The organism is Gemmatimonadota bacterium (genome assembly GCA_040882465.1).
Classification (GTDB): domain Bacteria; phylum Gemmatimonadota; class Gemmatimonadetes; order Longimicrobiales; family Gaopeijiaceae; genus JBBEBG01.
The window spans coordinates 40,037-64,490 of sequence record JBBEBG010000034.1 but is presented as its reverse complement, the minus strand read 5'-3'; the positions used below and the strand labels follow the sequence as shown (position 1 = coordinate 64,490).

The window sequence follows — 24,454 nt, the reverse complement described above, 5'->3', positions numbered from 1 at the left end:
TCGCATGCTCCCGCGTGAGACCGCGGTTTCGCTCCGCCTCGCGAAATTCCTCGCCGCTGGCCTCCTCCTGGGCGGCCTTTTCCTCAGCCCACGTCCGGTTGTGTCGCAGGTCGCGGACACGCTCGTCACGGGCGCTGTCCCGGTCGCCGTGGACACGATCCTCGTCCGCGGGTTCATCAACTTTTCCGAAGCCGCCCTTCGCGGCACGATCGGGATTTCGAGCGGTTCCAGCGTCACCTACGGCGACATCCAGGAGGCGGAGCGCCGCCTCTGGAATACCGGCGCCTTCTCGGACGTGCAGGTCACCGCGCGGGAAGGCACGCAATCGGGGAGCCGGGTCCTGACCTTTTGGGTCGAAGAACATCCGGTTGTTCGGAGCTACACAATCGAGGGACTCGATCGCGTCAGTCACCGCGACGTTTGGGAACACGCGGAGCTGACTCCAGGTGTGCCCTATTCGCCGGGCGGCATCCTTCGCGCCAGGCAGTTCATTCGCGACGGGCTGGCCGAGCGTGGTGTGCCCTTTGCGCGGGTGGATGAGCGGCGGGTTCCGATCCCGGGGGTTCCGGGCGAGATCGAGGTGGTCCTTGCGGTCGCCGAAGTCCAGCGCATTTCGTTGGCCGAGGTTGTCTTCAACGGGAATGACGCGATTTCGGACGAAGACCTCCGCGGCGTTCTCGATACCAAGGAGGAGGGCTTCTTCTGGTGGCAGACGGGAACGTTCCGGGAGGATACGCTCGAAGAGGATCTCTTCGCGGCACTCCCCGAGTTTTATGCCTCCACGGGGTACCTGGATTTCCAGGTGCTGGGCGACACCCTAGTCATCGATCCGACGTCGGGGAAGGCCCGCCTCGAGGTGGATGTGAGGGAAGGTCCCCAATACCTGGTCGCGAGCTTTTCCGTGGAAGGGGCCCGGCGATTCCCGACCCAGGATCTCGAAGGCTATTACGAAAACGAATCCGGCGGACTGCTCCGCACTCTGGGGATTCGACGCGGATCCGAACCGGCGCCGGGAACGCGTGTCTTCGATCAGCTCGCCTTCATCGAAGCTTCACAGCGGGTCCAGGAGCTCTACGCGAACGAGGGATATCTTTACGCCCAGGTGACCCCAGGGCTGGAACGGCTCCCGCCCGCCGAGGAAGGGGAGTCCCCGCGCGTAGCCCTCACCTGGACCATCCAGGAAGGGCAGCCCGTTTACGTGCGGCGGATCTACATCGAGGGGAACGACTACACCCACGAGCGGATCATTCGAGATCGTGTGCTCCTCCTCCCGGGTGACGTCTACTCCCAGGAACGCCTCATTGGAAGCTACCAGGCCATCTCGGGGCTCGGCTTTTTCGAGACGCCCCTTCCGTTCCCGGAGATCATCGAAAATCCGGCGACCAACGAGGTGGACATCGTCTTCCGGGTCGTTGAGCAACAAAACGCGACGCTGAACTTCGGCACGACGATGGGGGGCCAGACCGGCATCGCCGGTTTCATCGGTGTGGACCACTCGAACATCTTCGGCCAGGCGAAGGCGGGGAGCTTGCGCTGGGACTTTGGCCGTTATCAGAACAGCTTCTCGGTCCAGTATTCCGATCCGGCGATCCTCAATTCACGCCTCAGCGGGACGATTTCGATTTTCGATGCCCGGGACCGCTTTTTCTCCTTCGCCACCGGCGATCGGAAGACGCGCGGGGTCTCGACGCGGGTTGGCTTCCCCGTTCCGGGATCTTTTTTTGCACGGTTCTATGTGGGGTATTCCTTGTCCCGCACAGAGTACCGGCTCCGCGGGGGGGTGGACGACACATCGCTCTTTGGACGACCCCCGGGAACGCTGAGCCAGATCAGCCTCGGACTCGCCCGCAGCACTCTGGATCACCCGCTCTTCCCCACGATCGGGAGCGAACAGAGCTGGACGGCCGAGTTCAATGGCGGCGTCCTCGGCGGGGACGGGAATTACACGAAGCACCGCGTCGAGCTCGCCTGGTGGGTCCCGGTGGCCCAGATCGGACGAGGGGGCGCCGGAGCCCGGCCGATCGTCACCGCCCTCGGCCTTCGGGCCACGGCGGGGGCGATTTTCGGGAATGCCGCGAACTTTCCATTCGACCGCTTCTGGATGGGGGGTGTCCAGTTCGGCGAGCGGCTCCGCGGTTACGAGGAGACCACCATCACGCCGAACGGTTACTTTCCCACCGGCGCGGGGGCCGTCCGTGAAGCGGATCGGCTCGGAGACGCGTTTCTGAGCCTCAGCGCGGAGTATGCGATCCGGGTCACGGACGGCGTCTCGATCTCGGCCTTCGCCGAGGCTGGGAATATCTGGGGTCACCCGCGAGACATCGACCCCACACACTTGCTGAGGGGCGCGGGGCTCGGGATCGAGATGATGACCCCCTTCGGCCCCATCGGGCTCGATTACGCCTGGGGCTTCGATCGAACCGACGGGGGTGCGGAATTGCACTTCCGAATGGGTGGCCAGCAGGGCATTTTCTGAGCCTCGCCGACCTACGTCGGGGCAAAGTCACAGGCGGGTGAGGTCGCCGGCAACCACAGGCACGGAGCGGACGTCATGCGGAAACTCGGGTTCGTACTCGCGGGACTCCTCGTGTTCGGGTCGGCCGAGACGGCCGCCGCGCAACAGGGGCCCCGGATCGGATATATCGACTCCCAGGCAATCCTCGCGGAGGCTCCGGGCGCGCAGGAGGCACAGGCCGAGTTCGACCGGCAGATGGAGCGGCTGAGCACGGAGGCCGAGACGATGCAGACGGAGCTCGACAATCTGATCGCGGAATATCAGCAGCAGCAGGCCACCTTGCTGGCCAACGTACGTCAGGCGCGCGAGCAGGAGATCATGCAGCGCCAGCAGAGATATCAGCTGCGCCTCGAGGAGATGGACCAGGAACTCGCGCAGAGCCGCCAAAGCCTGATCGAACCAATTCTGAACGACATGTCCGCCACGATCGAGGAGATGCGGCTGGAGGGTGCGTACGCCTTTATCTTCGACGTGCAGGGTCAAACGATCGTCGCGGCCGACCCGTCCCTCGACCTGACACAGGAAGTGCTTCGCCGACTCAGGGAAAAGGCGGCAGGGAGCACGCAGCCCTAACACGCCACACGGATTCGGGCTTTCACGGGGCCTTCCCTCCGGTCGTCCGCGACCGCGGGGAGGGCCCGTTTCCGTTTTACCAGGACATCCGGCCATGAACAGCTTCCCGCTCCGCCGTGCGCCCTCCCGGACGCATCCACTCTCCTCCCTGGCTCCCCTGGTGGGCGCCTCGCACCCGAGGGGCGATCTCGAGATCTCCGGGGTCGCGCCTCTCGTCGCGGCCACCAGTCAGGAGCTCGGATTCGTCGCGCACCGAAGGTACGTCGGGGGGCTGGACGAAAGTGCGGCTGGTGCCCTCCTGGTGGCTCGCTCCCTCGAGAACCTCCTGGGAGAGGACTCCCGGCCGCGGCTCGTCGTGGAAGACCCGCACAGGGCCTTGGCGACCCTTCTCGACCTCTTCCGACCGGTGGAACCGGGCGAAGCGGAAATTCATCCTACGGCGGTGCTGGGGCGCGGCGTTCGCCTCGGGAGGAAGGTTCGAATCGCACCATATGCCGTGATCGAGGACGGAGCGGAGGTTGGGGACGGGAGTTCGATCGGCGCTCACGTCGTGGTCGGAGCGGGGGTGAAAATTGGCGCAAACACCTTTCTCCACCCTCACGTCGTCGTTTATCCGGGGGTCGTCCTCGGAAACCGTGTGATTCTTCATGCCGGCGTGAGAATCGGGGTGGACGGCTTCGGTTACGTCGCCGGCGAGGGAAAGATCGAGAAGGTCCCCCAGATCGGTGCCTGCATCGTCGAGGACGACGTGGAGATCGGGGCAAATTCGACGGTAGATCGGGGGTCCATCGGAGAGACCCGTGTCATGATGGGGAGCAAGCTCGACAACCTCGTGCATCTGGGCCACAACGTAGTCGTGGGACGGATGGCGCTCCTCGCAGCTCAGGTCGGCGTGGCGGGGTCGAGCCGGATCGGGTCCGGCGTCCTCGCGGGGGGGCAGGCGGGGATCGCCGGGCACCTCACGGTCGGCGACGGCGCCCAGCTCGCGGCCCAAGCCGGGATCATCGGGGACGTGGAAGCGGGCGAGACCGTGATGGGATTTCCCGCGCGCCCCCGCGCCGAGTTCCTGCGAACCTCGGCGGCCCAGTCCCGCCTCCCAAAGGCCCTCTCACGCCTCCGCGAGCTCGAGGCCCGAGTGGCCGACCTGGGCAGTGGATCGGAAAAAGATGGAGCTCCCTCTTCCTGACCGGGCATTGGAGAGAAGGGGGGTGATTCGGCGCACCATTGTGTCAGTTCCTCCCGTTCCCCCCGGGTGGGCCGTCAGGGTTGGACGGTATTAGATTGTCCCGCGTTCCAGGCTCACGCACCCTGTGGCGCGAACGGCGAATCCACGCCAGGACCCCCATGATCGGACCCAAGCACCGCACCCTTCGCACCGCCGTGACCCTTTCCGGGGTCGGGGTTCATTCCGGCGAGAAGGCTTCGGTGACCATTCGACCCGCTCCGGCGGCCAAGTCAATCATCTTTCGAAGGGTGGATCTCGAGGGGGCGGCCGAGATTCCAGCCGACCTCGACCACGTGGTCGCCACGGAGCTGGGGACCACGCTCGCCGCCGGTGAGATCGCGCGCGTCCTGACCGTCGAGCACGTGATGGCGGCGCTCACCGCCGCTGGAATCACGCGGGCGGTCGTGGACGTGAATGGCCCGGAGGCGCCGATCCTGGACGGGAGCTTCGCCCAATATCTCGAGGCGCTCGAGGGGGCGGGGACCCAGGAACTCGACGAAGAAGTTCCCGTCCTTCGCATTCCTGATGCCGTGACCTACGCAGGGGACAAAGGGTCACGATACGTGGCGACCCCGTCGGACGTTCTCCGAATCTCGGCGACGATCGAGTTTCCTCATCCCGCCATCGGGCGCCAATACGGTTCGTTCCGGCTCGACCACGGATCCTTCGCCTCCGAAATCGCTCCGGCGCGGACGTTCGGGTTCGCGTCGGAAGCGGAAGCGCTGCGAGCCCGTGGACTTGCCAGGGGCGCCTCGATGGAAAATACGGTCGTCCTCGACGAGAGCGGGATTCTGGGCGGCGACCTCCGTTTCCGGGACGAGTTCCTTCGTCACAAGGTCGGGGACATGGTCGGAGACCTCGCTCTCATCGGCGCGCGACTCGAGATTCACGTCGTGGCGGAGCGCCCTAGCCATAGCGGCAACGTCGCGCTGGCGCGCGAGCTTTCCAAGGCGGCCCGCCGCAATCCGGCTGGGGCGCCCATCGTAGACGTCCAACAGATACTTCAGTATCTCCCGCACCGTTATCCGATGCTCCTCGTGGACCGGGTCATCGACTTCGAATCGGGAAAACGGATCGTCGGCGTAAAAAACGTGACCATCAACGAACCCTTTTTTCAGGGCCACTACCCCGGGCATCCGATCATGCCCGGGGTCCTCATCATCGAAGCGATGGCGCAGGTCGGGGGCCTCCTCATGATGGATGCCGTGGAGAATCCCGAGGACAAGGTCGTCTATTTCATGTCCCTGGATAACGTCAAGTGGCGCCGCCCGGTCACCCCCGGGGATCAGTTGGTCTTCGAGCTCGAGCTTCTGCAGCTTCGACGGGGGGTCTGCCGAATGCGCGGGGAAGGATTCGTGGACGGACAGCTCGTGGCGGAAGCCGAGTTGATGGCTCGGATCATGGACCGATGACCGCGCCCCGCCGAGATCCCCAAGTGATCGAAGGCGTTGACATTCATCCACAGGCGATCGTGGATTCGGCGGCCGAGCTCGAAGCCGGCGTCGTCGTTGGCCCGTGGACCCTGATCGGGCCCGGGGTGCGAATCGGAGCGGGGACGGTCGTCGGTCCGGGCGTTTTCATCGAGCGGGATACGACCATCGGCGCCGGATGCTCGGTGCATAAAGGAGCCGTCCTCGGGACCGCCCCACAGGACCTCAAGTACGCCGGGGAGGAAACTCGCCTCGTGGTTGGGGACCGGACGGTGATCCGAGAGTACGCGACGTTGAATCGAGGTACGAACGCATCGGGGCTCACTTCAGTCGGAAACGACTGTCTCCTCATGGCCTATACGCACGTCGCCCACGATTGCCGGCTCGGTGACCAGGTCATCCTCTCGAATGCGGTCAACATGGCCGGGCACGTCGAAATCGAAGACTGGGTGATCGTAGGCGGCCTCACCCCGATTCACCAGTTCGTCAGAATTGGAGCTCATGCCTTCGTCGGCGGCGCGTCGCGGATTTCGCAGGATGTCGCGCCGTACTGCCGCGTGGCGGGAAGCCCCCCCAAGCTCTACGGCCTCAACTCCGTGGGCCTCGAGCGGCGTGGATTTTCGCCCGAGGTGCGCGCGGCCCTGAAGAAGGCATATCGCATCGTTTTCCAATCGGACCTGAACGTCACGCAGGGCGTTGCCCGCGCGGCCGGAGAGGTCGAAGGGATTCCCGAGGTGACGCACTTCCTCGACTTCATCAGAAATTCGGAGCGAGGGATCACCTTTTGACGCGGTTGCCTTCCCCCCAGGTCCGGATCGGGGTCGCGGGAGTAGGAAGCCTCGGATTCCATCACGCGCGAATCGCCCGATCCCTTCCCGGCACGGACATGGTCGGGTTCTTCGAGCCCCGCCCGGAGCGGGCCGCCGAGGTCGCGCACGAGCTCGAGGTTGCCGCCTTCCCCTCGCTCGACCAACTCCTCGACAAGGTGGACGCACTCGTCGTCGCGACGCCGACCTTGACTCACGAGCCCGTTGCGGTGGCGGCCCTCGAGCGTGGCATCCACGTCTTCATCGAAAAGCCGATCGCGGCCGACCTCGCGCAGGCCGATCGGATTCTCGAGACGGCCACCCGAAAGGGGGCACTCGTACAGGTGGGGCACGTCGAACGCTTTAACGCCGCGCTGGTCGCGGCGGCCCCCTTCCTGGATACTCCCCTCTTCATCGAGTCACACCGCCTCGCTCCCTTTACCGAGCGGGGCACCGACGTCGCCGTCGTCCTCGACCTCATGATTCACGACGTGGACCTCGTCACGAGCCTCGTGGGGCGTCCGGTGGCTGACATCCAGGCCACCGGGATTCCCGTGCTCACTCCCTCCGTGGACATCGCGAACGCACGGATCGCCTTCGAGGGCGGCGCGGTCGCGAATCTCACCGCAAGCCGGGTTTCCACGGAGAGGATGAGAAAGCTCCGCATCTTTCAGCGCTCGGGGTACCTCAGCCTCAACCTGGCAGACGGCACGGGAGAATTCCTCCGGTTGAAAGGGGATCTCCCAACGCTCGCGGGGGTTGGGAAGGAGCGGCCCGTCGGCGAGATCCCGGGAGGAATCTGGAGCATCGTGGAGCGGATTCCGCTCACCTCGGTGGGAGGGGAACCTCTGCGCCGCGAGCTGGAGAGCTTTCTGGAGGCGATTCGAGAAGGAAGGACTCCCCGCGTTTCCGGCCGCGACGGGCGGGACGCCCTGGCGACCGCCCTCGCCATCCAAGACCGGATTGTGAGCAGCTATGTCTCTGATTCGAGTAAGACGTGACCGGAAGAAGGACTGGATCGACGTGCGGAAGGGGTTCAAGACCCGCGGCCTCGTCGTCCTCCTGATCCTCGCAGGCGCCGTAATCTGGTACCTCACGGTCGCGTTCTGATCCTCGAGTGACCGGGTCGAGCCCGCTCGTGACGCCCCCGGTCATCCTCCTCCTTGCGGGCGAGCCGTCCGGGGACCTCCACGCCGCCCATCTCGCGCACGCCCTTCACGGCAAGTTTCCCGGAGTCCGGCTCCTCGGCACCGGCGGGTCCAGGATGGCCGGGGCCGGAGTCGAGCTGATCGCCAAACTCGAGGACCTCGCGGTGATGGGGTTCACCGAGGTCGTCTCGCGACTGCCCTACTTCCTGAGGCTCGAGCGAAGGATCGCGCGGCTGATGCGGGAGGCCGGCGTGGATCTCGTGATCCCGGTGGACTACCCAGGGCTGAACCTGAGAGTGGCTCGGCGGGCCCGGAAGGCAGGCCTCCCCGTGCTCTATTACATCGCGCCACAGGTCTGGGCGTGGAAACCGAAACGCGCGGCCCAGCTGGCCAGAGACGCAAGCCGGATCGCGGTCATCCTTCCGTTCGAGAAGGAGATCTTCGAGAGGGAAGGGGGGAAAGCCACCTTTGTCGGGCACCCGCTGCTGGAGCGCGACGAGCCGGTCCCTTCGCGGGAGAGCTTCTGCGCCGCGCACGGACTCGACGCGGCGCGACCGATCCTCGCCCTCTTCCCCGGGTCCCGCCCCCAGGAGGTGAACCGCCACCTCACTCCCTTCCTGGAGGCGGGGAGAGTCGCGGGGAACGATGTTTACGGGCTCCAGCTCGCGGTCGCGCACGCCGGCGGCGTCGAGCTTCCGACGCCCGCCGCGCTGGGCGCGACAGTGGTTCGTGACGGACGAGCACTCCTCCGGCATGCTCGCGCGGCGATCGTGAAGTCGGGGACGACCACCCTCGAAGCGGCCCTCGAGGGTACCCCCTTCGTGGTGGCCTATCGAACCTCTCCCCTCACCTTCGCTCTCGCGCGACGACTCGTCCGGGTGGAACACGTCGCGCTCGCGAACCTGGTCGCGGGCTCCCGCGTCGTGCCGGAGCTTCTTCAGGGTGACGTCACCCCGCACAACCTCGCGGCTTCCGTGGCCCCGCTTCTGGGCGACACGGAACGACGCAGGGTCATGATCGAAGGGCTCGCTCGGGTTCGCGAACGCCTGGGGACGCCCGGAGCCTCGCGGCGGGTCGCGGATCTCGCCGCGGAGATCCTCGCCGGCCGAGTGGGAAGTGGTGAGGATGCACGCGTCCCATGACTCGGCGCGAGCTTCAATTTCGGGCGGCATCTTTTTTCGGGGCGGAGGCGCTCGCGGCCATAGGCGCATCGATGCGCTACGAGATCTCCGGAAAGGAGCGCGTGGAGGCCTTCCACCAAGTGGGGCGCCCGGTCATCTATGCCCATTGGCATACCTGGATCCTCCCCCTCACCATCCTCCACCGCCGGGAGGGAATCGTGGTCCTGGTGAGTGAACATGGCGACGGAGAATACATCGCCCGCGTCATTCACCGGATGGGTTTCGCGACCTCCCGAGGTTCCAGCACCCGCGGGGGAGTCGCGGGAGTCCGAGGACTCGTGCGCGCCTTGAAGGATGGCAAAGACGCGGGGATCACCCCCGACGGTCCAAAAGGGCCGGCCGGGGTGTTCAAACCGGGGGGCCTCGTCGTCGCTCAGCTCTCGGGAGCCCCGATCATTCCCATACACGTCTCCCTCGACCGTGCGTGGCGGCTCGACTCTTGGGATCGGTTCGCCATCCCCAAACCCTTCGCGCGCGTGCGCATCCGTTACGGCCAGCCCCAGGTCGTGCCCCGGGACGCCAGCGAGCCCGATCTCGCTACGCAGGCCCGCGCGATCGAAGTTTTCCTGAACGGCGGTGTTGAATGAGAGCGCCTCTCGAGAGGTCGGTCCGGCGGATGTGGCGCGGTGAGCCCGGACTCCTCACGACCGGGCTCACCCTCGTCGCGGCGCCACTTTCCGCCGTTTTTGGGACCGTCGTGCGACTCCGAGGTTTCCTCTACGACAGCGGGGTCCTGCCGGGGAGGCGCGGACCAATCCCGGTCGTCTCCGTCGGAAACCTCGCCGTCGGGGGGACCGGCAAGACCCCTGTGGCCGCCTGGCTGGCCCGGACGCTCGCGCACCGTGGTTGGAAGCCGGCCATCGTCCTCCGAGGGTACGGAAAGGACGAGATCCTCCTCCACCGTCGTTGGAACCCTGGAGTCCCCGTCGTCGCCTCTGGGAACCGTGTGCGTGGGGTCCAGGCCGCTGCGGCCGAAGGCGCGGACATCGCCGTCCTCGACGACGGGTTTCAACACCGACAGCTCCTGCGCGACCTGGATCTGGTCCTGCTGTCACCGGAACACCCGCTTCCTCCGCGGCTCCTCCCCCGAGGACCCTTTCGAGAACCCCTTTCTGCCCTTCGGAGGGCCCATCTGGTCCTCGTGACCGCGAAAGGCGGCGCAGAGCTCCCGCCGGCCCACCGGCTGGTGGACGCGCTCTCCGGCCTCAGGGGGATCCCTTCCGCGCGCGTTTTCTCCCTGGGGGACGGAGAGTGGTGCGCGCTCGGCGGAGATCCGTTCCCGCCGCCGGCCGGCCCACCATTGGTCATTACATCGGTCGGGTCCCCGGAGCCTTTTCTTCGCTCGGTCCTGTCGCGGGTAGGGGCCACTTCCGGGCACCTCGCGTTCGCGGATCACCATGCCTTCACCACGCGGGACGCGGTCTCGATCCGCCGGGCCGCGGGCGGCGCATGGATCGCCACCACGGAGAAAGACGCGGTCAAGCTCGCCCCGTTCAGGGAACTCCTCCCGGAGGTTCGGGTGCTTCCCCTGGTTCCAAATCCACCCGAGACCCTCGAGACCGAGATCCTCAACGCGCTCGAGGCGCGGCTTCGCTCGGGGACCTCGCCATGACGATCTGGATCCTCGTGGTGGGGAAGGCCAAGGGAATCCTCGAGCCCGCCATCCGAGAGTTCGAGAGCCGCGCGCGGCGGTATTGGAAGCTGGAAGTCACTGAAGTGGAAGCGGGGGCCGGAGGGGGACCGCAGGACCCAGCGCGTGTCCGGGAAGTGGAAGCACGCCGGATCCGCGACCGGCTCCCGACCCGCGCCGAAATCTGGGTGCTCACCAGGGAGGGAAAGGGGATGTCCTCACAAGACCTCGCACGCGAGCTGGGTGACCGGGCCCTGGCCGGGTCCCCCGGCGTCGCGTTCGTCATCGGCGGTGCCTTCGGGGTAGACCCCGAGATCGCGGGGCGCGCCGACCGCGCCCTTTCTTTGTCGCGGATGACGCTTCCACACGCGGCGGCCCGCCTGATCCTCGCGGAACAGCTCTACCGCGCAGGCACGATTCTCCGCGGCGAACCTTATCACAAGGGGGGTGAGTGAGCCGAGCGGGCGCTCCCCTCGTGAATGTGGAACCCCGGCGGCTTTCCGGCACACGGTTCGCCGAGGCCTGGCTCGGCCTCGAGCCTCGCGCTACGGCCCTTCTCCCCGGCGATCCCCGCGAAATCGCGTCGTACGAGGCGAAGGCCCGGGAGGTCGAACGCCGCTTCGACGCGGCAGCGCTTCGGGAGGTGGCCACGCATCTGAGCGGCGGCGGGCCCGGCGCCGCCGCGCGCCTCGAAGCCTTTGTGGGCCAGGGGGGATTCATGGTCACCACGGGGCAGCAGCCGGGACTCTTCGGCGGCCCCCTCTACGCGCTTTATAAGGGACTCACCGCGGCGGCGGTCGCCCGACGTCTCGAAGGCGTGCTCGGCCGTCCCGTGCTTCCCGTATTCTGGATCGCCTCTGAGCACCATGTTTGGGAAGACGTCGCCGCGGTCCACGTCGTGAACCTGGAAAACGTTCTGAGCGAGGTCTCTTTGCCACCTCCGGCGGGAGCGGCAGGGAAGCCCCTCCACCGCGTCGCGGTCGGACCGGAGATCACGGATGCGGTAGAAAAGTTCTGCGGCCTCCATCCCGGCTCTGAATTCCTCCCCCGGTGGAAAGATCTCCTCTCCGAGGGATATGCGCCCGGCAAGACGCTCGCCGACGGATTCCGGCATATCATGGCCGACCTCCTCGGGAGCGCAGGTGTCTTCCTGCTCTTTGCGCACGATTCGGCTCTGAAGGCCCGATCACTTCCCCTCCTTCTTCGCGAGCTCACAGAGAGCGCCGAACGGGAAGAGTCCCTCGCCTCCTTCGACGTCCGCGTTCGCGAAGCAGGGTTCGAGCCCCAGGTTCCGTTTCTCGAAGGGGCCACCAACCTCTTTTTCGAAGGCCCGGCCGGGCGCGAGCGCATTTTTCGAGATGGAACCCGCCTCCGACTTCGCGGTTCGGAAACGGTCCTCTCCTTCGACGATGTCACCGCCCGCGCGGCGGACGACCCGTCGCTCCTTAGCCCCAACGTCCTCCTTCGACCCGTGGTGGAGGCCTCACTTCTCCCCACCCTCTCCTACGTGGCGGGCCCTGGAGAAATCGCGTACCTCCCCCACGCCGCGTCCGTATTTTCCGCGCACGGCGTCGAACGCCCGATCGTCCACCCCCGCGCGGCCTTCTCCGTCCTCGAGGGGAAGGTGGAAAAGATCCTACGGAAGTTCGCACTGGGGCTTGAAGACCTTGCACTTGCGGAGCATGAGCTGGCCGGAAAGCTCGCGAGAGAGGAGATGCCCGGTGAGGTCCATGATGCGCTCCGGGCCCTGGAGCGCTCCCTCGCCGCCGGCGCGGACGCGCTCGAGCAGGCCACGATACCCATCGATCCTACGCTTCGAGGCCCGCTCGATGCCCTGAGGAGCCAGAGCGGGCAGCTTCTCGCGGATGTGGAAAGGAAGATTCTGCAAAGCCTGAAGCGCAGAAATGAGGTCGCATTGACGCAGGCGGCCAAGGCGCAGCTTCATCTTTTTCCTCTCGGACGGCCACAAGAGCGGGTCTTCAATCCATTTTATTATCTCATCCGCTACGACGACGCGTTCCTGGACGCAGTGAATGAACGGGTGAAACAGGCCGTACTCCCTTGAGGCACATGCGGTTGCTCCCCGCACTTTTTCGGAGGTAGCTTTCGCACATGTGGTGGATCGTCATCATCGTCGTCGCGCTCCTGATTCCCGAGGTCCTTTCCACGATCCTCGACTCCCGGCTGGGGCGCGCGATCGCTGCGCAAGTCGAGCGCCGGGGCCAGCTCGAAACGCCGGAAAGGCTCGCGGACCGCGTTCGCTTGCTGGAAGGCGAGGTGGAGCGGCTCAACGAGGACGTACGGCGCCTCACCGAGGAATCCGACTTCTTCCAGAAGCTACTCACCGAACGGTCGCCCACAGACCGGTCTCGGCTGCCGCCCCGCGGTGACCCCACCTCCTGACCGTTCTTCCGCCTCGTACCGGGTCGCCGCCGGGATCCTGGGAAGCCGGATCACGGGGCTGGTCCGGGAAGGCGTCTTCGCACACTTCTTTGGCGTCTCCCCGGTGGCGGATGCCTGGGGCGTGGCCCTTCGGACCCCGAACGTCCTGCAGGTCCTCCTCGGAGAGGGGACGCTCTCAGCCTCCTTCATCCCTATTTACGCCGAGCTGCTCGAAGAGGGGAGAAAAAAGGAAGCGGCGCGTTTCGCCGGCGCCGTCTTCGGGCTCCTGACGGTCGCCGCGGGCCTGCTTGCCGTTCTTGGAATCTTGCTGGCGCCCTGGATCGTGAGGATCGTCGCCGGCGGGTTTGCGCCGGAACTCCAGGAGACGACCACCGGTCTCGTCCGCATCCTCTTTCCCATGACCGCGAGCCTGGCCGTCTCGGCCTGGGCGCTCGGGGTCCTCAACACACACCGCCGTTTCTTTCTCTCGTACGCAGCGCCGATCGCGTGGAACGCGGCCATGATCGTCGCGATGGTGGGCGGCGGATGGGTCTGGGAGCTTTCCGGCGAGGCGCTCGCGAACGTCCTCGCCTGGGGTGCCGTGGCCGGGGGTGCGCTGCAACTCGGCATCCTGATGCCGGTGGCTGTCCGGCTCCTCGGAGAGTTTCGCCCTTCGCTCGCGACGAAGGCGGAAGGCGTCGCGGAGGCGTTTCGAAATTTCGTCCCGATGGTCAGCGCTCGTGGCGCGGTGAACTTGAGCGGACTGCTCGATGTGGCGCTCGCTTCCTACCTGGCCAGCGGCGCAATCGCGCTCCTGCGTTACGCGCAGACGCTTTACATCCTTCCGATCTCCCTGTTCGGCCTTTCCGTCGCGGCCGCAGAGCTTCCCGAGCTCTCGCGAATTCGGAGCCAGGGCCGGGAAGCGCTCGCACGGGACGTGGGACGGGGCATCGAGCGTGTTGCGTATTTCCTGATCCCTTCGGCGCTGGCCTACCTCTTCCTCGGGGACGCGATCTCGGCCGTCATTTATGGACGAGGCGCCTTCGGCCCCACGGAAGTGCTCGCGACCTGGGGGGTCCTCGGAGCCTACGCGCTCGGGATGCCGGCGTCGGCAGTCTCGCGGCTCCTCTCCTCCGCCTTTTACGCCATGCACGACACGCGCACTCCCGCGCGCGTCGCCTACCTACGGGTCGCACTTTCGTTCGGGGTCGGAGCGGCGCTCATGTTTCCCCTCGACCGGCTGGGTGTCGGCGAGCTCCGGCTCGGGGCAGCCGGCCTCGCGCTGGGGGCCACGGTCGGGGCGTGGACCGAACTCCTCCTCCTCCGAAGAGCACTCCAGCGGACGATCGGGCCCCATGGAAGCGCACCGGGGACCTTCGCCCGCATCTGGTTGGCGGCGGGCTCCGGCTGCGCCGCGGGGCTTGCGGCGGGCCTCCTCCTCGCGGGCACCCCCCCCTTGATCCAAGCGGCCGGAACGCTTCTCCCCTTCGGCGGGGTATACTTCGTCGCCACGATCCTCCTCGGAGTCTCCGAACCCCTGCAGGGGCTCCGCCCGAACCGCCGTCCGAAGCCGTGATCGCCCCAACCGAGCTGGATCACCTCCCGACCTCTCCAGGGGTCTATCTCTTCATGGATGAGGAGGGGGAGGTCCTCTACATCGGAAAGGCCAAGTCCCTGCGGACGCGGGTCCGCAGTTACTTCCGAGGCGATGCGGGACGGGGGATCCGCATCCAGGAGCTCGCGAGACGGGCCCACGGCGTGGAGACGATCGTCGTCGGATCCGACGCCGAGGCGCTCGTGCTCGAAGCCAATCTGATCAAAGAGCACCAGCCTCGGTTCAACATTCAACTTCGAGACGATAAGCGGTATCCCTTCATCAAGGTGACGACGCAGGAGCCCTTTCCGCGGGTCTATGTCACTCGGCGTATCCGCAACGACGGGGCCCGGTATTTTGGTCCCTTCACCTCCGTGGGCCCCGTGCGCCAGGCCCTCGACGTCGTGAAGCGCCTCTACACGGTTCGGTCCTGCCTGTACGACCTCCCCTCGGAGGCGCCCCCGCGCCCCTGCCTCGACTATCACATCGGCCGCTGCAAGGCGCCCTGTGTGGGGCTTCAATCGCAACGGGAATACGGCGAGATGATCCGCGAGATCCTTCGGCTCCTCGGCGGAAAGACCGAGGCGGTGCGCAAGGAAATTGCGGTGGAAATGGAGGCTGCCGTCCGGGAGCTTCGCTTCGAGGACGCCGCCCGCCACCGCGACGTATTGCGCGGGTTGGATTCGATCTCGCGGGAGCAAAGGGCGGAAGGGACGGATGGCGGCGACCGGGACATTCTGGGGATCGCTCGCGATGGGAGCCTGGGAGCCGCCGTCGTGCTCAAGATCCGGCGCGGCGTGCTCCTGGGAAGGGAGAGCCATCGCTTCGACGGGATCGCGGAAGAGTCCGACTCCGATCTTCTCGGCAGCTTCACGACCCAGGCCTACCTCCTGGGTGGAACGGAAGCCGACCGGGATCTTCCGCATGAGGTCCTCCTCCCCATGGACTTTGCGGACCGTGAGGTCCTGGAGGGGGTGCTGACCGAACGCGCCGGCCACAGGGTGCGTCTTCTCGTCCCCGAGAGGGGCGACAAGACACGGTTGATCGAGCTTGCCGTATCAAACGCGCGCGCCATTCTCGAGGAACGCGTGCTTTCCCAGGAGGGGGCCCCCGAACGAGCGGACTCCATCCTTTACGACCTCCAGGAACGGCTGGGGCTCAAAGTCGTGCCGCGCCTCATCGCCTGCGTGGACATCTCACACACCCAGGGAAGCGAACTCGTCGCGAGCGTGACCGTTTTCGAAAACGGAGAGCCGAAAAAGAGCCTGTACCGGAAGATGCGGATCCGCGGGGGGTGGACCAACGACGACTTCCGCTCCATGGGGGAAGTTGTCGAACGGTACCTCTCGCGGCGGATCGCGGAGGGCGAACCTCTCCCCGAGCTCCTCCTGCTGGACGGGGGCAAAGGCCAGCTTTCGGCGGTCGAGCCGGTCCTGTCCCGGATCGGCGCGCCGGAGATCGCGCTGGCCGCGCTCGCGAAGAGGCAGGAAGAGATCTTTCGTCCTGGGCTGGCGGAGCCTCTTCGGCTCTCCCGTCGGGATCCGGCACTCCGATTGCTCCAACGAATCCGGAATGAGGCGCACCGCGTCGCCCTCGGGTATAATCGCAAGCTGCGGGGCCGGAGGACCCTCACGAGCGAACTCGGTAGGATTCCGGGGGTGGGCCCGGCCCGCCAGCGCTCCCTTCTGACGCACTTCGGCTCCGTGAAAGGAGTCCGCGAGGCGAGCGAGGACGAGCTTGAAGCCCTTCCGGGGTTCTCCAAAGTCCTCGCGCGGCGCGTGCTCCTGCACCTGAAGAACTGATCGCCTGGACCTCCACCCTGGTCGTTGCAGGTCACCTCGTATTCCGGGAAACCTCAAAGGTTTGACGGCGCGCAGGGATCCTCCGTAACTTGAAGGGTTACCCTCATCGTAGGGGTCACGCTCATCGGGAAGCCCTCCGGCGGGTGCCACTGCGATCCGCGTTGCCGCGCCGGATCGGGGTCCCTGTTCGGAGTTCCATTTCGAGGATCACCAGGAGGAGTTGGATGAACGTCCGGCGTGCAGTCACGAGCCTCTTTGGCATTGCTCTCATCGTTGCGGGTTGTGCCAGTGGCGGAGGGGCCAACGAGCAGGGGTTCGAAACGATCTCGCAGCCGGTCGAGGGCGACGACCTTCCGGCATGGGTACTCGAGCTCCCGGAGGGTGACCCGCCCCGCGACAACGAGCAGACTGGGTTGACCGCCCTCTACTTGCTGCAGGCTTCTCAGGCATCCGAGGAGCCGCGGGAGCAGGAGCTTTACCAGTCGGCGTTGGAAGCCGCCCAGGCGGGAATCCAGCTCGACCCCACAAACGCCCAGTCGTATTTCCAGGCGGGCGAAGCCTATCTGGGGCTTGGGAACTACTCGATGGCCGGAGAGATGTTCGAGCGTGCGGAAGCCATCTTCCCGCGTTTTGTGGTGGAGACGGACTACATCCGCGAGCTGTCCTGGATCGAAGCCTTCAACGAAGGCGTGGAAATCGTCCTCGCCGGGACGGGCGATGCGGCCCCGGCGTTCGAGCGCGCCCATTCCATCTACCAGGGCCGCCCCGAGGCGATGATTCAGCTCGGGGGCATTTACGCGGACCGAGACCGCACCGGTGACGCGATCGACCTCTTCCTCCAGGCCGTCGAGGTGGTCGAAGGACCGCGGGCCGATCGCATCGAGGACGCGGAGCTTCGCGCAGAGTGGGAATTGGCTCGAGAGGTCGCCCTGCTCAATGCCGGGCAACTTCTCTTCCAGGAGCAGCGTTATGCGGAGGCCGCCGAGGTGTTCGAGGATGTGCGCGAGATCCTTCCCGACGACCTGAGCGTCATCAGCAATCTTGCGGCCTCCCTCGTCCTCGCCGGTGAGACCGCCCGAGCCCAGGCGATTTACGACGAGTTGCTCCAGCGCCCGGACCTCAGTGCCCGCGACCTGGTCAACATTGGCACGGGGCTCTCGGAAGGGGGAAACGAGGTGCAGGCAGCCAGGGCTTTCGCGCGTGCGCATGAGATGATCCCGGAGGCCCGGGACCCGCTCTACAACTACGCTCAGTCACTTTATTTCGCGGCGGACGCGGCCGACTCGACCGCCGCCCCGGGCCTCTGGGGCGAGTCGTTCGACGTGGGGCAGGATCTCCTCGAGGTGGACACCCACAGCAGCAACGCTTATCGCATGGTGATCACCGCTCTCGCGCGCCTGGGCCGGGATCGCGAGGTCGATCCATACCTGGAAAGCTTTAACGCGCTCCCCTTCGAGATCACCGGGATCGGGATGGGTCAGCTTCCGGACGGGTGGGCTGTGGCCGGGAGGGTCACGACTCTGGCCGGCGGAAGTCCGGGGACGGACGTGAATATGGAAATGCACTTCTATGGGCTGGACGGGAGCCTCGCCGGATCGGAAAGCTTCGAAGTCACGCTCCCCGCGATCGGGGAGTCGGTCCAGTTCCAGGTGGATCTGGTCACGGACGCCGATGTCGGAGGCTATCGGTACGAAGTTCCATAACCAGCCGCCCATCGATTGACCCCGCGGGTGCCTTGACCTCGGGTCGCGCGGAAGGGATTTTTCCAGGGCGGTTGCGGGCGTAGCTCAGTTGGTAGAGCATCAGCTTCCCAAGCTGAGGGTCGCCGGTTCGAACCCGGTCGCCCGCTCTGGACCGAAAGTGAAGGCCCCGCAGGGAGCGAACTCCCTGCGGGGCCTTCTTTCTTTCCCCTCATCCCGCGATCCGGTAACAGATCGGGTAACAAACAGGCCCCCGGGAGCGTGTTACCGGGCCCCCACTGTAGCCTCCTCGAGGGTGGCGTCCGCGCTCTCCCGGTGGTGCTCGATTCGGAATTCTACCTCCGCGGATCCACCGTCGACGGCTCTCCCGTGCAGGTGGCCGTACCGCTCCTCGATCATGCTCTGGGAGGAGTGGCCGAGCTCGCGAGCGACGGTGTAGAGGGAGACCGGCGCCCCGCGATCCAGCGTCTGGATCCGAGCGGCCGTGTAGGTGTGCCTCAGCATGTGGAGCCGAACGTGGCCGGCGGGGAAGCCGGCGCGCTCGCCGATCTTGTCGAGCGCCTTTCGCAGATCACGGATCATTCCCTCAGTCTGTCCCCTGTTCGACGGGAAGAGCAGATCGCCCGTCGCGCCGTCCTGGGCCCGCTCGAGGAAGTACGCCTCGAGGATCGTGCGGAGTTGGGGCCAGAGCGGGACCTCGCGGGTCGACCCTTTCGTCTTGAGCCGCCGCCACTTGTTGGATCGGATGAAGATTCTCCCGAGCCTGAGGCTCACGTCGTCCACCTCGAGACCGAGCACCTCCGACTTCCGGGCGCCCGTGAGAAGAAACGTCGCGAGAATCGGGTAGAGGTGCGGGTTCGGCTTCGCTGAGATGGCACCTCCGTGATCCTGCCTTTCGGGTTCAACTGGAGCGCGGTACGTCCTCGCCGCTTCGAGAAGGACCGCCGCCTCTTTCGCGGAGAGGAAGTCGGCCTCGACCTTGTTCTCTGTGGGCTTCGAGTACATGTCCGCCACCGGGTTCACGGTCACGTATCCGTCCGAGACTCCGCGCCGGTAGAGGTTCGAGAGTGAGTTCAGGTGCTTTCGGACCGTCGTGTCGGAGAGCGTGCCGCCTCGTTTGTTCGAGAGCCCCCTCAGGTGCTTCACGAAACCGCCCATGTCGAGCGGAGTGAGGGAAGCGATCTCGGTGGCGGCTCCGAAATAGTCGACGGCGGTCTGGAGGTGGCGCTCGGTCTGCTTGAGCCACGAGGCGACGACTTCTTCGTCCTCCTCCTTCTGATTGAGGTGGAGGGCCGCGTACCACTTGAGGCCGGCCCCTTTCGGTCGCTCGATCCCGAGCGCGCGTGCCTTCGCACCGGAGTCCCGATCCTTCTTCGCCGCCTCGAGCTCGGTCACTCGGTCGGACGCGATCTTCGCCGCGACGTCCGGATCCGTCGTCGCGATCCGCTCTCCCTTCGGTTTCAGGGCCTCCAGGCCCCCGCCGAGATCCCGGAAGTCGCCGTAGAAGCGTCCTCGCTTCGTGTAGAGTCGGGTCTTACGAGTCATGAGTCTCCTCCTCGGCGGTGAATTGGTCTCGGACTTCTTCCGGGATTCGATGCCAACGAACCTTTAGGGCCTCCACAGAGACCTTCGCATGGCGCCTTTTCCACTCGCCGGGGTCGTGTCCGGTGGGGGGCGTGCGCCTCCACAGTTTTAGGATTTCCGACCATGCCGCCTCCCGATTCTTCTGCCGAAGGCGCAGGAGGTGATAGTCGAGCTCGCTGACGTCGGGCCCCTTGAGGGTGAGGGCAGATATCGGATCCGTCCCCTCGCTCCAGGCGTCCCGGAGGTGCTCACGGTGAATGCGCCGGATCTCACGCTCCGTGATTGGTGCGTGCAGGGTCAGCGTCGCACACCGGTGCCGGAGGACCGTGCCATCCGGCAGGTTTTCGTGGTGTTCGCGAATGCCGATGATCGCACGGTGCAGGCGAGGTCGCTCCCCGTAGACCACCCAGTCTCGCACGTCCGAATGCAGAAACCCCGTAGCGAGAGCAAGTTGCTTCAACGCCTCGTCAATTGGGGAAGCGCCGACCCAAACGCCACCCGATCCGTCCGCCTGACGCCTTAGCGGAGTCTCCGTCCCGAGAAGTTTCGACCTTAGTCCCTGGACGTATCCCTCGGCCGCGTGGGCCCGCTCTTCGGCGAGGACCAGCTCAGGTCCGCGTGCGTCGAGGACGACTTCGCCTGTCCGCTCGCGCGAACGCCGCCGCTCTTCCTTCAGATCGATCTCCACGGTTCCTCCTTGCAGTTACATCCTTGTGCCGCATACGTAACGATATACGCGAGCCGAGGCCCACCGCAAGAGTAGGAGGCACCCAACGTGAGGAGAGGTCGCATCCCGGTCCCGAGTCGCGCCCGCCGATCCCCGATCCCAGTCCGCTTGTCGGACGCGGAGCGGGCCCTGATCGAGGCCGCAGCCGCGCGGCGGCCCGACCACCTTTCGTCCTACATGCGAGAGGCCGCCCTCGACGCCGCCCGCCGGGACCTGGGCGCGTAGATCGTGAATCTCCACGCCCGACTCGCGTCCGCACTAGAGCAGATCCCGGTGGGCTCTCTGGTCCCTCGCGATTGGATCGCCGGCATCCTCGAGGAGACTGGAGAGTCCCGAGACGTGGATCTGACCGTCGCCGAGGCCGGGAGCATTCTCGGCCGCGCGCCGTCCACGATCCGCACGTGGGCCGGCCAGGGCCGACTCGTGGGAGCGTACCGTCTGGCCGGCCGCGAATGGCGAATCCCGAGGGCGGCGCTCCGGTCCTTGCGGGACGCTGCCGACCTCGGGTCCGAGGATCCGAGCGACCCGTCGGACCTCAGTGAATATCGCCGGCGCATCCGGACGGGAGGGAAGGGTTGACGGGCGTCGCGTGGCCTGTCGGACTGCGGGCGGATCTCATCGCCGACCGAGCCCGGTGCGCCGCATGCCGGCGGCCTCTCGCCGAAGCGGATTTGCGGCGCGTAGTCACCGGCGAGGACGTCGACCTCCTCGCGATCTGTCGATGCGGCCGCCCGGAGATCCTTCCGTGGGTGCGAGGTGGTGCTTGACTCGCCTTCGGGACGCGGCGCTCCGGTACGCCTCTCACGGGTGGTTGGTGTTCCCGGTCGTTCCGCGCGGGAAGGAGCCGCTTACGCCGAACGGCTTTCTCGACGCGACGATGGACCCGGCCACCATTGCCGAATGGTGGTCCCGCTGGCCGGCGGCGAACATCGGGTTCCCACCCGGCCGCGCGGGGCTGATCGTGCTCGACGTGGACAGCCCGGAAGGAGGCGAGGAGCTGAGACGACTCGGGGTTCTCGCAGAGCCAACGATGATAGTGAAGACGGCTCGGGGATCGCACTTCTATTTCCAGCATCCCGGCGGCACCATCGGAAACCGGAAGCTACGGGGACTCGTAGACGTACGGGCGGATCGAGGTTTTGTGCTACTTCCGCCCTCCTTCCATCCATCCGGTAAGAGGTACCAGGCGCTCGGGAAGATTGAAGAGATCCGGCCGCTCCCGCCCGCTGTGGCCGCGCTCCTCCGGCGGCCGGATCCGGCTCCACGGACGACCCCTCCGACGACTCCTGCGGTTGACGCTGGGACTCCGCGCCGTCGCGCCTACGTCATCGCCGCGATCGAGTCGGAGTGCCTGGAGCTGGCGAACTCACCGGAGGGCGACCGGAACAACGCCCTCAACCGTGCCGCGTGGAGCCTGTCCCGATTCGTCGCAACCGGCGAGGCGGACGCCGGAAAGCTCGTTGATCTCCTGACCTTCGCCGCACGGAACACTGGTCTCGAAGATGACGAGATCGGGAAGACGATCGAGAGCGCGTTCGGGGCACGCGGGATCGAGGTTCCGGCATGAGCGGCCCCGCATTGGACCTCCAGGCCGAGCTCCACCGTCGCGCGGCCGAGACGACTCCCCCGGGCGAAACGCTCACGGATTCGAGTAACGCTACTCGGCTAATCCGCATCCATGGGGAGCGGCTTCGCTACATCGCGCCATGGGGGCGCTGGGTGGTTTGCGGGGAAGACGGATTTTGGGTGCAGGACTTCCGCGACGTGCAGGTGCGCGAGCTCGCAAAGGACGTGGGGGAGGCGCTCAAACAGGAAGCCGCAGCAATGACCGACGCGGCAACCGCCAAACAGGTGTTCAAGTTCGCCTTCCGCTCCCTCAATGCCCACGGTATCGGCGGTATGGTGGACCTGGCACGCGGGATCGAGGGTGTCCCGCTCGATCACGAGGACCTGGACCGGGACGGGTGGCTCCTGGGGGTCGAGAACGGAGTGCTCGACCTTCGGGAATCCGGCGGCTTCCGTCCCGCTTCTCCTTCCGACCTGATGGCCCTGCGGTGTCCCGTCACCTGGAACGAGGACGCCGAGGCCCCCCGATGGGAACGCGCCCTCCAGGAGTGGTTCCCGGACGCGAGCGTGCGGTCCTACGTCCAGCGGGTGGCCGGCGCCGCACTCGTGGGCTCACAACGCGATCACGTCTTCGTGATTCACTTCGGACTCGGCGGGAACGGGAAGGGCACATTTCTCCGGGCCCTACAGCGGGTCCTCGGCCCACTCGCTGTCGAAGTGCATCTCTCGCTCCTGGTCGAGACGAAGTTTAAAGAGCACGACACGGTACGCGCAGACCTGTTTCGTACCCGACTCGCGGTCGCGGTCGAGACGGACCGGCGGGTGAAGCTCGCGGAAGCTTCCGTCAAGAATTTGACGGGGGGCGACCGGATCCGTGCCCGGAGGATGCGGGAAGACCCGTGGTCATTCGACCCCACACATTCGCTTTGGCTCCAGACGAATCACCTCCCCGAAATCGGGGGACGGGATACCGGGATCTGGAGGCGCATCCGGGTTGTCGAGTGGAAGAACACCTTCACCGGCAAGGCCGCCGATCCGAACCTCGATGACGTTTTAGCCTCCGAAGCTCCGGGCATCCTGCGATGGCTCGTGGAAGGGTGCCTCCAGTGGCAGGCCGAAGGGCTCTCTGAACCCGAGGCTGTGATCCGTGCCACCCTCGACTACCGCAACAAGGAAGACACCTTCGCCCGGTTCGCATCCGACTGTGGACTCGTGTTCCGGACGGGTCTCGAAATTCAGGCCCAGGAGCTCCAGGGGCTTCTCGGTGAGTGGACGGACTCCGAAGGCAAAGTGCGTCCTGAAGGACTCACCGATTGGCTCACCGAGAACGGGGCGCTCAAACAGCAACGTCGGGTGACTGGCCCGGATGGGAAGACGAGGCGGCCGAAATTCTGGATTGGAGTTGGCCTAGAAGACGGTTCACACGAAACGGCGCAAACAGATGCCATTAACTGAGTTCTGCGATTCGGCGCGCCAAGGTGTCACCAGTGTCACCAGGGGTTGCTTGTTCCCCTCTACGCGCGCGCGTATGAGAAACAATGCTCAAGTGCCGGTGACGCTGGTGCCACGATCAAAACCCTGGCCGTGCGGGAGTTGACGACTCCATGACCAACCCGACCGTGCAGACCTCGACGGTGCGCTCCATCGACCTCCCACTCGGTGCCGGCCGCCAGGTCGTACGGATCACCCTCGCGCCCGACTCACTCGTCATCGCGGCGGGCTGGGGTATCGGCGAGGGATTCCACCGCTGCGGGTGGGATGCGCTCCCGCTCGTTCTCCCGGCCGGCGCTCTCCCGAAACTCCGCGCGGCCCTCGAGGAGTTATCGAACGGAGGCGAGGGGTGAGCCTTCTTCGCTCGATCTTCTCGCGGATCCAGCTCCTCGCCTGGGAGCTCCGCTGGTGGTTCCCGTGAGTTCACGATCCTCCCGGTGGGCGCGCTGCCCCGATTGCGGCAAGGTCCCGCCAATTCGCCGGTTGGGCGACCCGGGCCGCGGGCGGCTTTCGATCCAGTGTCGTTGCGGGTGCCGGTTCGAGGTCGACGCCAGCGAGATCCGGCCGAGCGACGGAGGCGCGACGTGAGCCACGAGGCATTCCCGCCAGAGTTCAGGCTCGTCTGGACAGCGAAGCTGTCGAAGCGCGAGCGCGAAGTCGCGCGGCTCCTCGCGTGCGGGCTTTCGCAGGCCGAGATCGCTGCGGAGTTGTGCAGGTCGCCGCACACCATCCGAGCGCAAATCCGGCACGCTGGAAGCCTCTTCCCGGGGTCGGGAACCCCGTCCGTTCGGCTGATCCGCGCCTACGCAGTTGCCAATGGAGCGGCAACCTAAAAATAGCCGTTTTCGGTGATTCGCGATCCATTCCGACCCGCGAGATTTGAAGCCATGAAGAATCGAAACCGTCCCCGAGGCCGATCCGAACCGCGTCGGAAGATCAATCTGCGGGTGCCGGTCAGTGCCGAGCAGCTCCGCCTGATCGACGCCGCATGTGCCGAGCTCGATATGCCGCGATCGACCTTCGTGGCCGCGGCCACCGCAGTGAACGCCTGGGAGTGCGTGGGGGACCGATGAATCACGAGTGGGCCGAGGGCGGGCCGG

Annotated in this window: 25 protein-coding genes and 1 tRNA gene; 24 read left to right on the top strand and 2 right to left on the bottom strand. The window is 66.1% G+C overall.

All coding sequences use genetic code 11. The annotated features are described in order from the left end of the window. Nucleotides 1-4 precede the first annotated feature (4 nt). The 17 genes from bamA to WEG36_12420 all read left to right on the top strand — a co-directional run bounded on the left by bamA (nt 5) and on the right by WEG36_12420 (nt 18,135). On the top strand, nt 5-2,476 hold the full coding sequence (gene bamA / locus WEG36_12500; protein ID MEX1258430.1) for an outer membrane protein assembly factor BamA: 2,472 nt from the start codon (nt 5-7) through the stop codon (nt 2,474-2,476). 75 nt (nt 2,477-2,551) lie between these two features. Further along, nucleotides 2,552-3,088 carry an OmpH family outer membrane protein gene (locus tag WEG36_12495; protein ID MEX1258429.1) on the top strand — a complete coding sequence of 179 codons (537 nt, stop codon included), beginning with the start codon at nt 2,552-2,554 and terminating at the stop codon, nt 3,086-3,088. A gap of 94 nt (nt 3,089-3,182) precedes the next feature. Further along, nucleotides 3,183-4,274, top strand: a complete 1,092-nt coding sequence (gene lpxD / locus WEG36_12490) for a UDP-3-O-(3-hydroxymyristoyl)glucosamine N-acyltransferase (GenBank protein MEX1258428.1) — start codon at nt 3,183-3,185, stop codon at nt 4,272-4,274. A 158-nt stretch (nt 4,275-4,432) separates the two neighbouring features. After that, nucleotides 4,433-5,725, top strand: coding sequence for a bifunctional UDP-3-O-[3-hydroxymyristoyl] N-acetylglucosamine deacetylase/3-hydroxyacyl-ACP dehydratase (locus WEG36_12485; protein ID MEX1258427.1), 1,293 nt, complete (start codon nt 4,433-4,435; stop codon nt 5,723-5,725). Next, nucleotides 5,722-6,531, top strand: a complete 810-nt coding sequence (lpxA, locus tag WEG36_12480; protein ID MEX1258426.1) for an acyl-ACP--UDP-N-acetylglucosamine O-acyltransferase — start codon at nt 5,722-5,724, stop codon at nt 6,529-6,531. The genes WEG36_12485 and lpxA overlap by 4 nt, the downstream gene beginning before the upstream one ends. Beyond that, on the top strand, nt 6,528-7,550 hold the full coding sequence (locus tag WEG36_12475; GenBank protein MEX1258425.1) for a Gfo/Idh/MocA family oxidoreductase: 1,023 nt from the start codon (nt 6,528-6,530) through the stop codon (nt 7,548-7,550). The genes lpxA and WEG36_12475 overlap by 4 nt, the downstream gene beginning before the upstream one ends. Then, nucleotides 7,525-7,659 (top strand): hypothetical protein, encoded by a 135-nt coding sequence (locus WEG36_12470; GenBank protein ID MEX1258424.1) that lies wholly within the window; start codon nt 7,525-7,527, stop codon nt 7,657-7,659. Before WEG36_12475 ends, WEG36_12470 begins: the two co-directional genes overlap by 26 nt. A 7-nt stretch (nt 7,660-7,666) precedes the next feature. Then, nucleotides 7,667-8,839 (top strand): lipid-A-disaccharide synthase, encoded by a 1,173-nt coding sequence (lpxB, locus tag WEG36_12465; GenBank protein MEX1258423.1) that lies wholly within the window; start codon nt 7,667-7,669, stop codon nt 8,837-8,839. Next, entirely contained in the window at nt 8,836-9,465 is a 630-nt protein-coding gene (locus WEG36_12460) for a lysophospholipid acyltransferase family protein (GenBank protein ID MEX1258422.1), read from the top strand. The genes lpxB and WEG36_12460 overlap by 4 nt, the downstream gene beginning before the upstream one ends. Next, entirely contained in the window at nt 9,462-10,490 is a 1,029-nt protein-coding gene (locus WEG36_12455; GenBank protein MEX1258421.1) for a tetraacyldisaccharide 4'-kinase, read from the top strand. Before WEG36_12460 ends, WEG36_12455 begins: the two co-directional genes overlap by 4 nt. Next, nucleotides 10,487-10,963 carry a 23S rRNA (pseudouridine(1915)-N(3))-methyltransferase RlmH gene (locus WEG36_12450; protein ID MEX1258420.1) on the top strand — a complete coding sequence of 159 codons (477 nt, stop codon included), beginning with the start codon at nt 10,487-10,489 and terminating at the stop codon, nt 10,961-10,963. The genes WEG36_12455 and WEG36_12450 overlap by 4 nt, the downstream gene beginning before the upstream one ends. Then, on the top strand, nt 10,960-12,573 hold the full coding sequence (bshC, locus tag WEG36_12445) for a bacillithiol biosynthesis cysteine-adding enzyme BshC (GenBank protein MEX1258419.1): 1,614 nt from the start codon (nt 10,960-10,962) through the stop codon (nt 12,571-12,573). Before WEG36_12450 ends, bshC begins: the two co-directional genes overlap by 4 nt. Nucleotides 12,574-12,620: 47 nt before the next feature. Continuing rightward, nucleotides 12,621-12,911, top strand: a complete 291-nt coding sequence (locus WEG36_12440) for a hypothetical protein (GenBank protein ID MEX1258418.1) — start codon at nt 12,621-12,623, stop codon at nt 12,909-12,911. Continuing rightward, a complete protein-coding gene (gene murJ, locus WEG36_12435; GenBank protein ID MEX1258417.1) occupies nt 12,895-14,466 on the top strand; it encodes a murein biosynthesis integral membrane protein MurJ in 1,572 nt (523 codons plus the stop codon). Before WEG36_12440 ends, murJ begins: the two co-directional genes overlap by 17 nt. Further along, complete coding sequence (gene uvrC, locus WEG36_12430; GenBank protein ID MEX1258416.1) at nt 14,463-16,286, top strand: excinuclease ABC subunit UvrC; 1,824 nt, start codon at nt 14,463-14,465, stop codon at nt 16,284-16,286. Before murJ ends, uvrC begins: the two co-directional genes overlap by 4 nt. A gap of 224 nt (nt 16,287-16,510) precedes the next feature. Continuing rightward, complete coding sequence (locus tag WEG36_12425; GenBank protein MEX1258415.1) at nt 16,511-17,989, top strand: tetratricopeptide repeat protein; 1,479 nt, start codon at nt 16,511-16,513, stop codon at nt 17,987-17,989. Nucleotides 17,990-18,062: 73 nt separating this feature from the next. Continuing rightward, nucleotides 18,063-18,135: transfer RNA gene (locus WEG36_12420), tRNA-Gly, on the top strand. A 115-nt stretch (nt 18,136-18,250) separates the two neighbouring features. Here WEG36_12420 and WEG36_12415 read toward each other — a convergent pair. Together WEG36_12415 and WEG36_12410 are read right to left on the bottom strand one after the other, a co-directional pair. Then, on the bottom strand, nt 18,251-19,531 hold the full coding sequence (locus tag WEG36_12415) for a site-specific integrase (protein MEX1258414.1): 1,281 nt from the start codon (nt 19,529-19,531) through the stop codon (nt 18,251-18,253). Continuing rightward, nucleotides 19,521-20,258, bottom strand: coding sequence for a hypothetical protein (locus WEG36_12410; GenBank protein MEX1258413.1), 738 nt, complete (start codon nt 20,256-20,258; stop codon nt 19,521-19,523). The genes WEG36_12415 and WEG36_12410 overlap by 11 nt, the downstream gene beginning before the upstream one ends. 87 nt (nt 20,259-20,345) lie before the next feature. On the opposite strand from WEG36_12410, the gene WEG36_12405 reads away from it, so the two are divergent. The 7 genes from WEG36_12405 (at nt 20,346) to WEG36_12375 (ending at nt 24,427) form a co-directional block, all read left to right on the top strand. After that, a complete protein-coding gene (locus tag WEG36_12405; protein MEX1258412.1) occupies nt 20,346-20,522 on the top strand; it encodes a DUF1778 domain-containing protein in 177 nt (58 codons plus the stop codon). 3 nt (nt 20,523-20,525) lie between these two features. Beyond that, the gene (locus WEG36_12400; GenBank protein MEX1258411.1) at nt 20,526-20,876 is read left to right on the top strand and encodes a helix-turn-helix domain-containing protein; all 351 of its coding nucleotides are present in this window, start codon (nt 20,526-20,528) and stop codon (nt 20,874-20,876) included. Nucleotides 20,877-21,060: 184 nt separating this feature from the next. Then, nucleotides 21,061-21,864: a bifunctional DNA primase/polymerase gene (locus WEG36_12395; protein MEX1258410.1), complete on the top strand. Its 804-nt coding sequence runs from the start codon at nt 21,061-21,063 to the stop codon at nt 21,862-21,864. Further along, nucleotides 21,861-23,318, top strand: a complete 1,458-nt coding sequence (locus tag WEG36_12390; GenBank protein MEX1258409.1) for a phage/plasmid primase, P4 family — start codon at nt 21,861-21,863, stop codon at nt 23,316-23,318. Before WEG36_12395 ends, WEG36_12390 begins: the two co-directional genes overlap by 4 nt. Before the next feature lie 149 nt (nt 23,319-23,467). Continuing rightward, nucleotides 23,468-23,707 (top strand): hypothetical protein, encoded by a 240-nt coding sequence (locus WEG36_12385; GenBank protein MEX1258408.1) that lies wholly within the window; start codon nt 23,468-23,470, stop codon nt 23,705-23,707. Between the two features lie 231 nt (nt 23,708-23,938). Further along, entirely contained in the window at nt 23,939-24,187 is a 249-nt protein-coding gene (locus WEG36_12380; GenBank protein MEX1258407.1) for a helix-turn-helix transcriptional regulator, read from the top strand. A 54-nt stretch (nt 24,188-24,241) separates the two neighbouring features. Continuing rightward, nucleotides 24,242-24,427 (top strand): hypothetical protein, encoded by a 186-nt coding sequence (locus WEG36_12375; protein MEX1258406.1) that lies wholly within the window; start codon nt 24,242-24,244, stop codon nt 24,425-24,427. The last annotated feature ends 27 nt before the right edge of the window (nt 24,428-24,454 follow it).

What these genes read in the sequence shown, in the direction of transcription:
- WEG36_12460 (MEX1258422.1), top strand. Translation starts at nt 8,836, where the DNA reads ATGACTCGGCGCGAGCTTCAATTTCGGGCGGCATCTTTTTTCGGGGCG.
- bamA (MEX1258430.1), top strand. Translation starts at nt 5, where the DNA reads ATGCTCCCGCGTGAGACCGCGGTTTCGCTCCGCCTCGCGAAATTCCTC.
- WEG36_12440 (MEX1258418.1), top strand. Translation starts at nt 12,621, where the DNA reads ATGTGGTGGATCGTCATCATCGTCGTCGCGCTCCTGATTCCCGAGGTC.
- WEG36_12470 (MEX1258424.1), top strand. Translation starts at nt 7,525, where the DNA reads ATGTCTCTGATTCGAGTAAGACGTGACCGGAAGAAGGACTGGATCGAC.
- WEG36_12425 (MEX1258415.1), top strand. Translation starts at nt 16,511, where the DNA reads ATGAACGTCCGGCGTGCAGTCACGAGCCTCTTTGGCATTGCTCTCATC.
- WEG36_12495 (MEX1258429.1), top strand. Translation starts at nt 2,552, where the DNA reads ATGCGGAAACTCGGGTTCGTACTCGCGGGACTCCTCGTGTTCGGGTCG.
- WEG36_12415 (MEX1258414.1), bottom strand. Translation starts at nt 19,531, where the DNA reads ATGACTCGTAAGACCCGACTCTACACGAAGCGAGGACGCTTCTACGGC.
- lpxA (MEX1258426.1), top strand. Translation starts at nt 5,722, where the DNA reads ATGACCGCGCCCCGCCGAGATCCCCAAGTGATCGAAGGCGTTGACATT.
- WEG36_12390 (MEX1258409.1), top strand. Translation starts at nt 21,861, where the DNA reads ATGAGCGGCCCCGCATTGGACCTCCAGGCCGAGCTCCACCGTCGCGCG.
- WEG36_12485 (MEX1258427.1), top strand. Translation starts at nt 4,433, where the DNA reads ATGATCGGACCCAAGCACCGCACCCTTCGCACCGCCGTGACCCTTTCC.
- WEG36_12375 (MEX1258406.1), top strand. Translation starts at nt 24,242, where the DNA reads ATGAAGAATCGAAACCGTCCCCGAGGCCGATCCGAACCGCGTCGGAAG.
- WEG36_12385 (MEX1258408.1), top strand. Translation starts at nt 23,468, where the DNA reads ATGACCAACCCGACCGTGCAGACCTCGACGGTGCGCTCCATCGACCTC.
- WEG36_12455 (MEX1258421.1), top strand. Translation starts at nt 9,462, where the DNA reads ATGAGAGCGCCTCTCGAGAGGTCGGTCCGGCGGATGTGGCGCGGTGAG.
- lpxD (MEX1258428.1), top strand. Translation starts at nt 3,183, where the DNA reads ATGAACAGCTTCCCGCTCCGCCGTGCGCCCTCCCGGACGCATCCACTC.
- WEG36_12450 (MEX1258420.1), top strand. Translation starts at nt 10,487, where the DNA reads ATGACGATCTGGATCCTCGTGGTGGGGAAGGCCAAGGGAATCCTCGAG.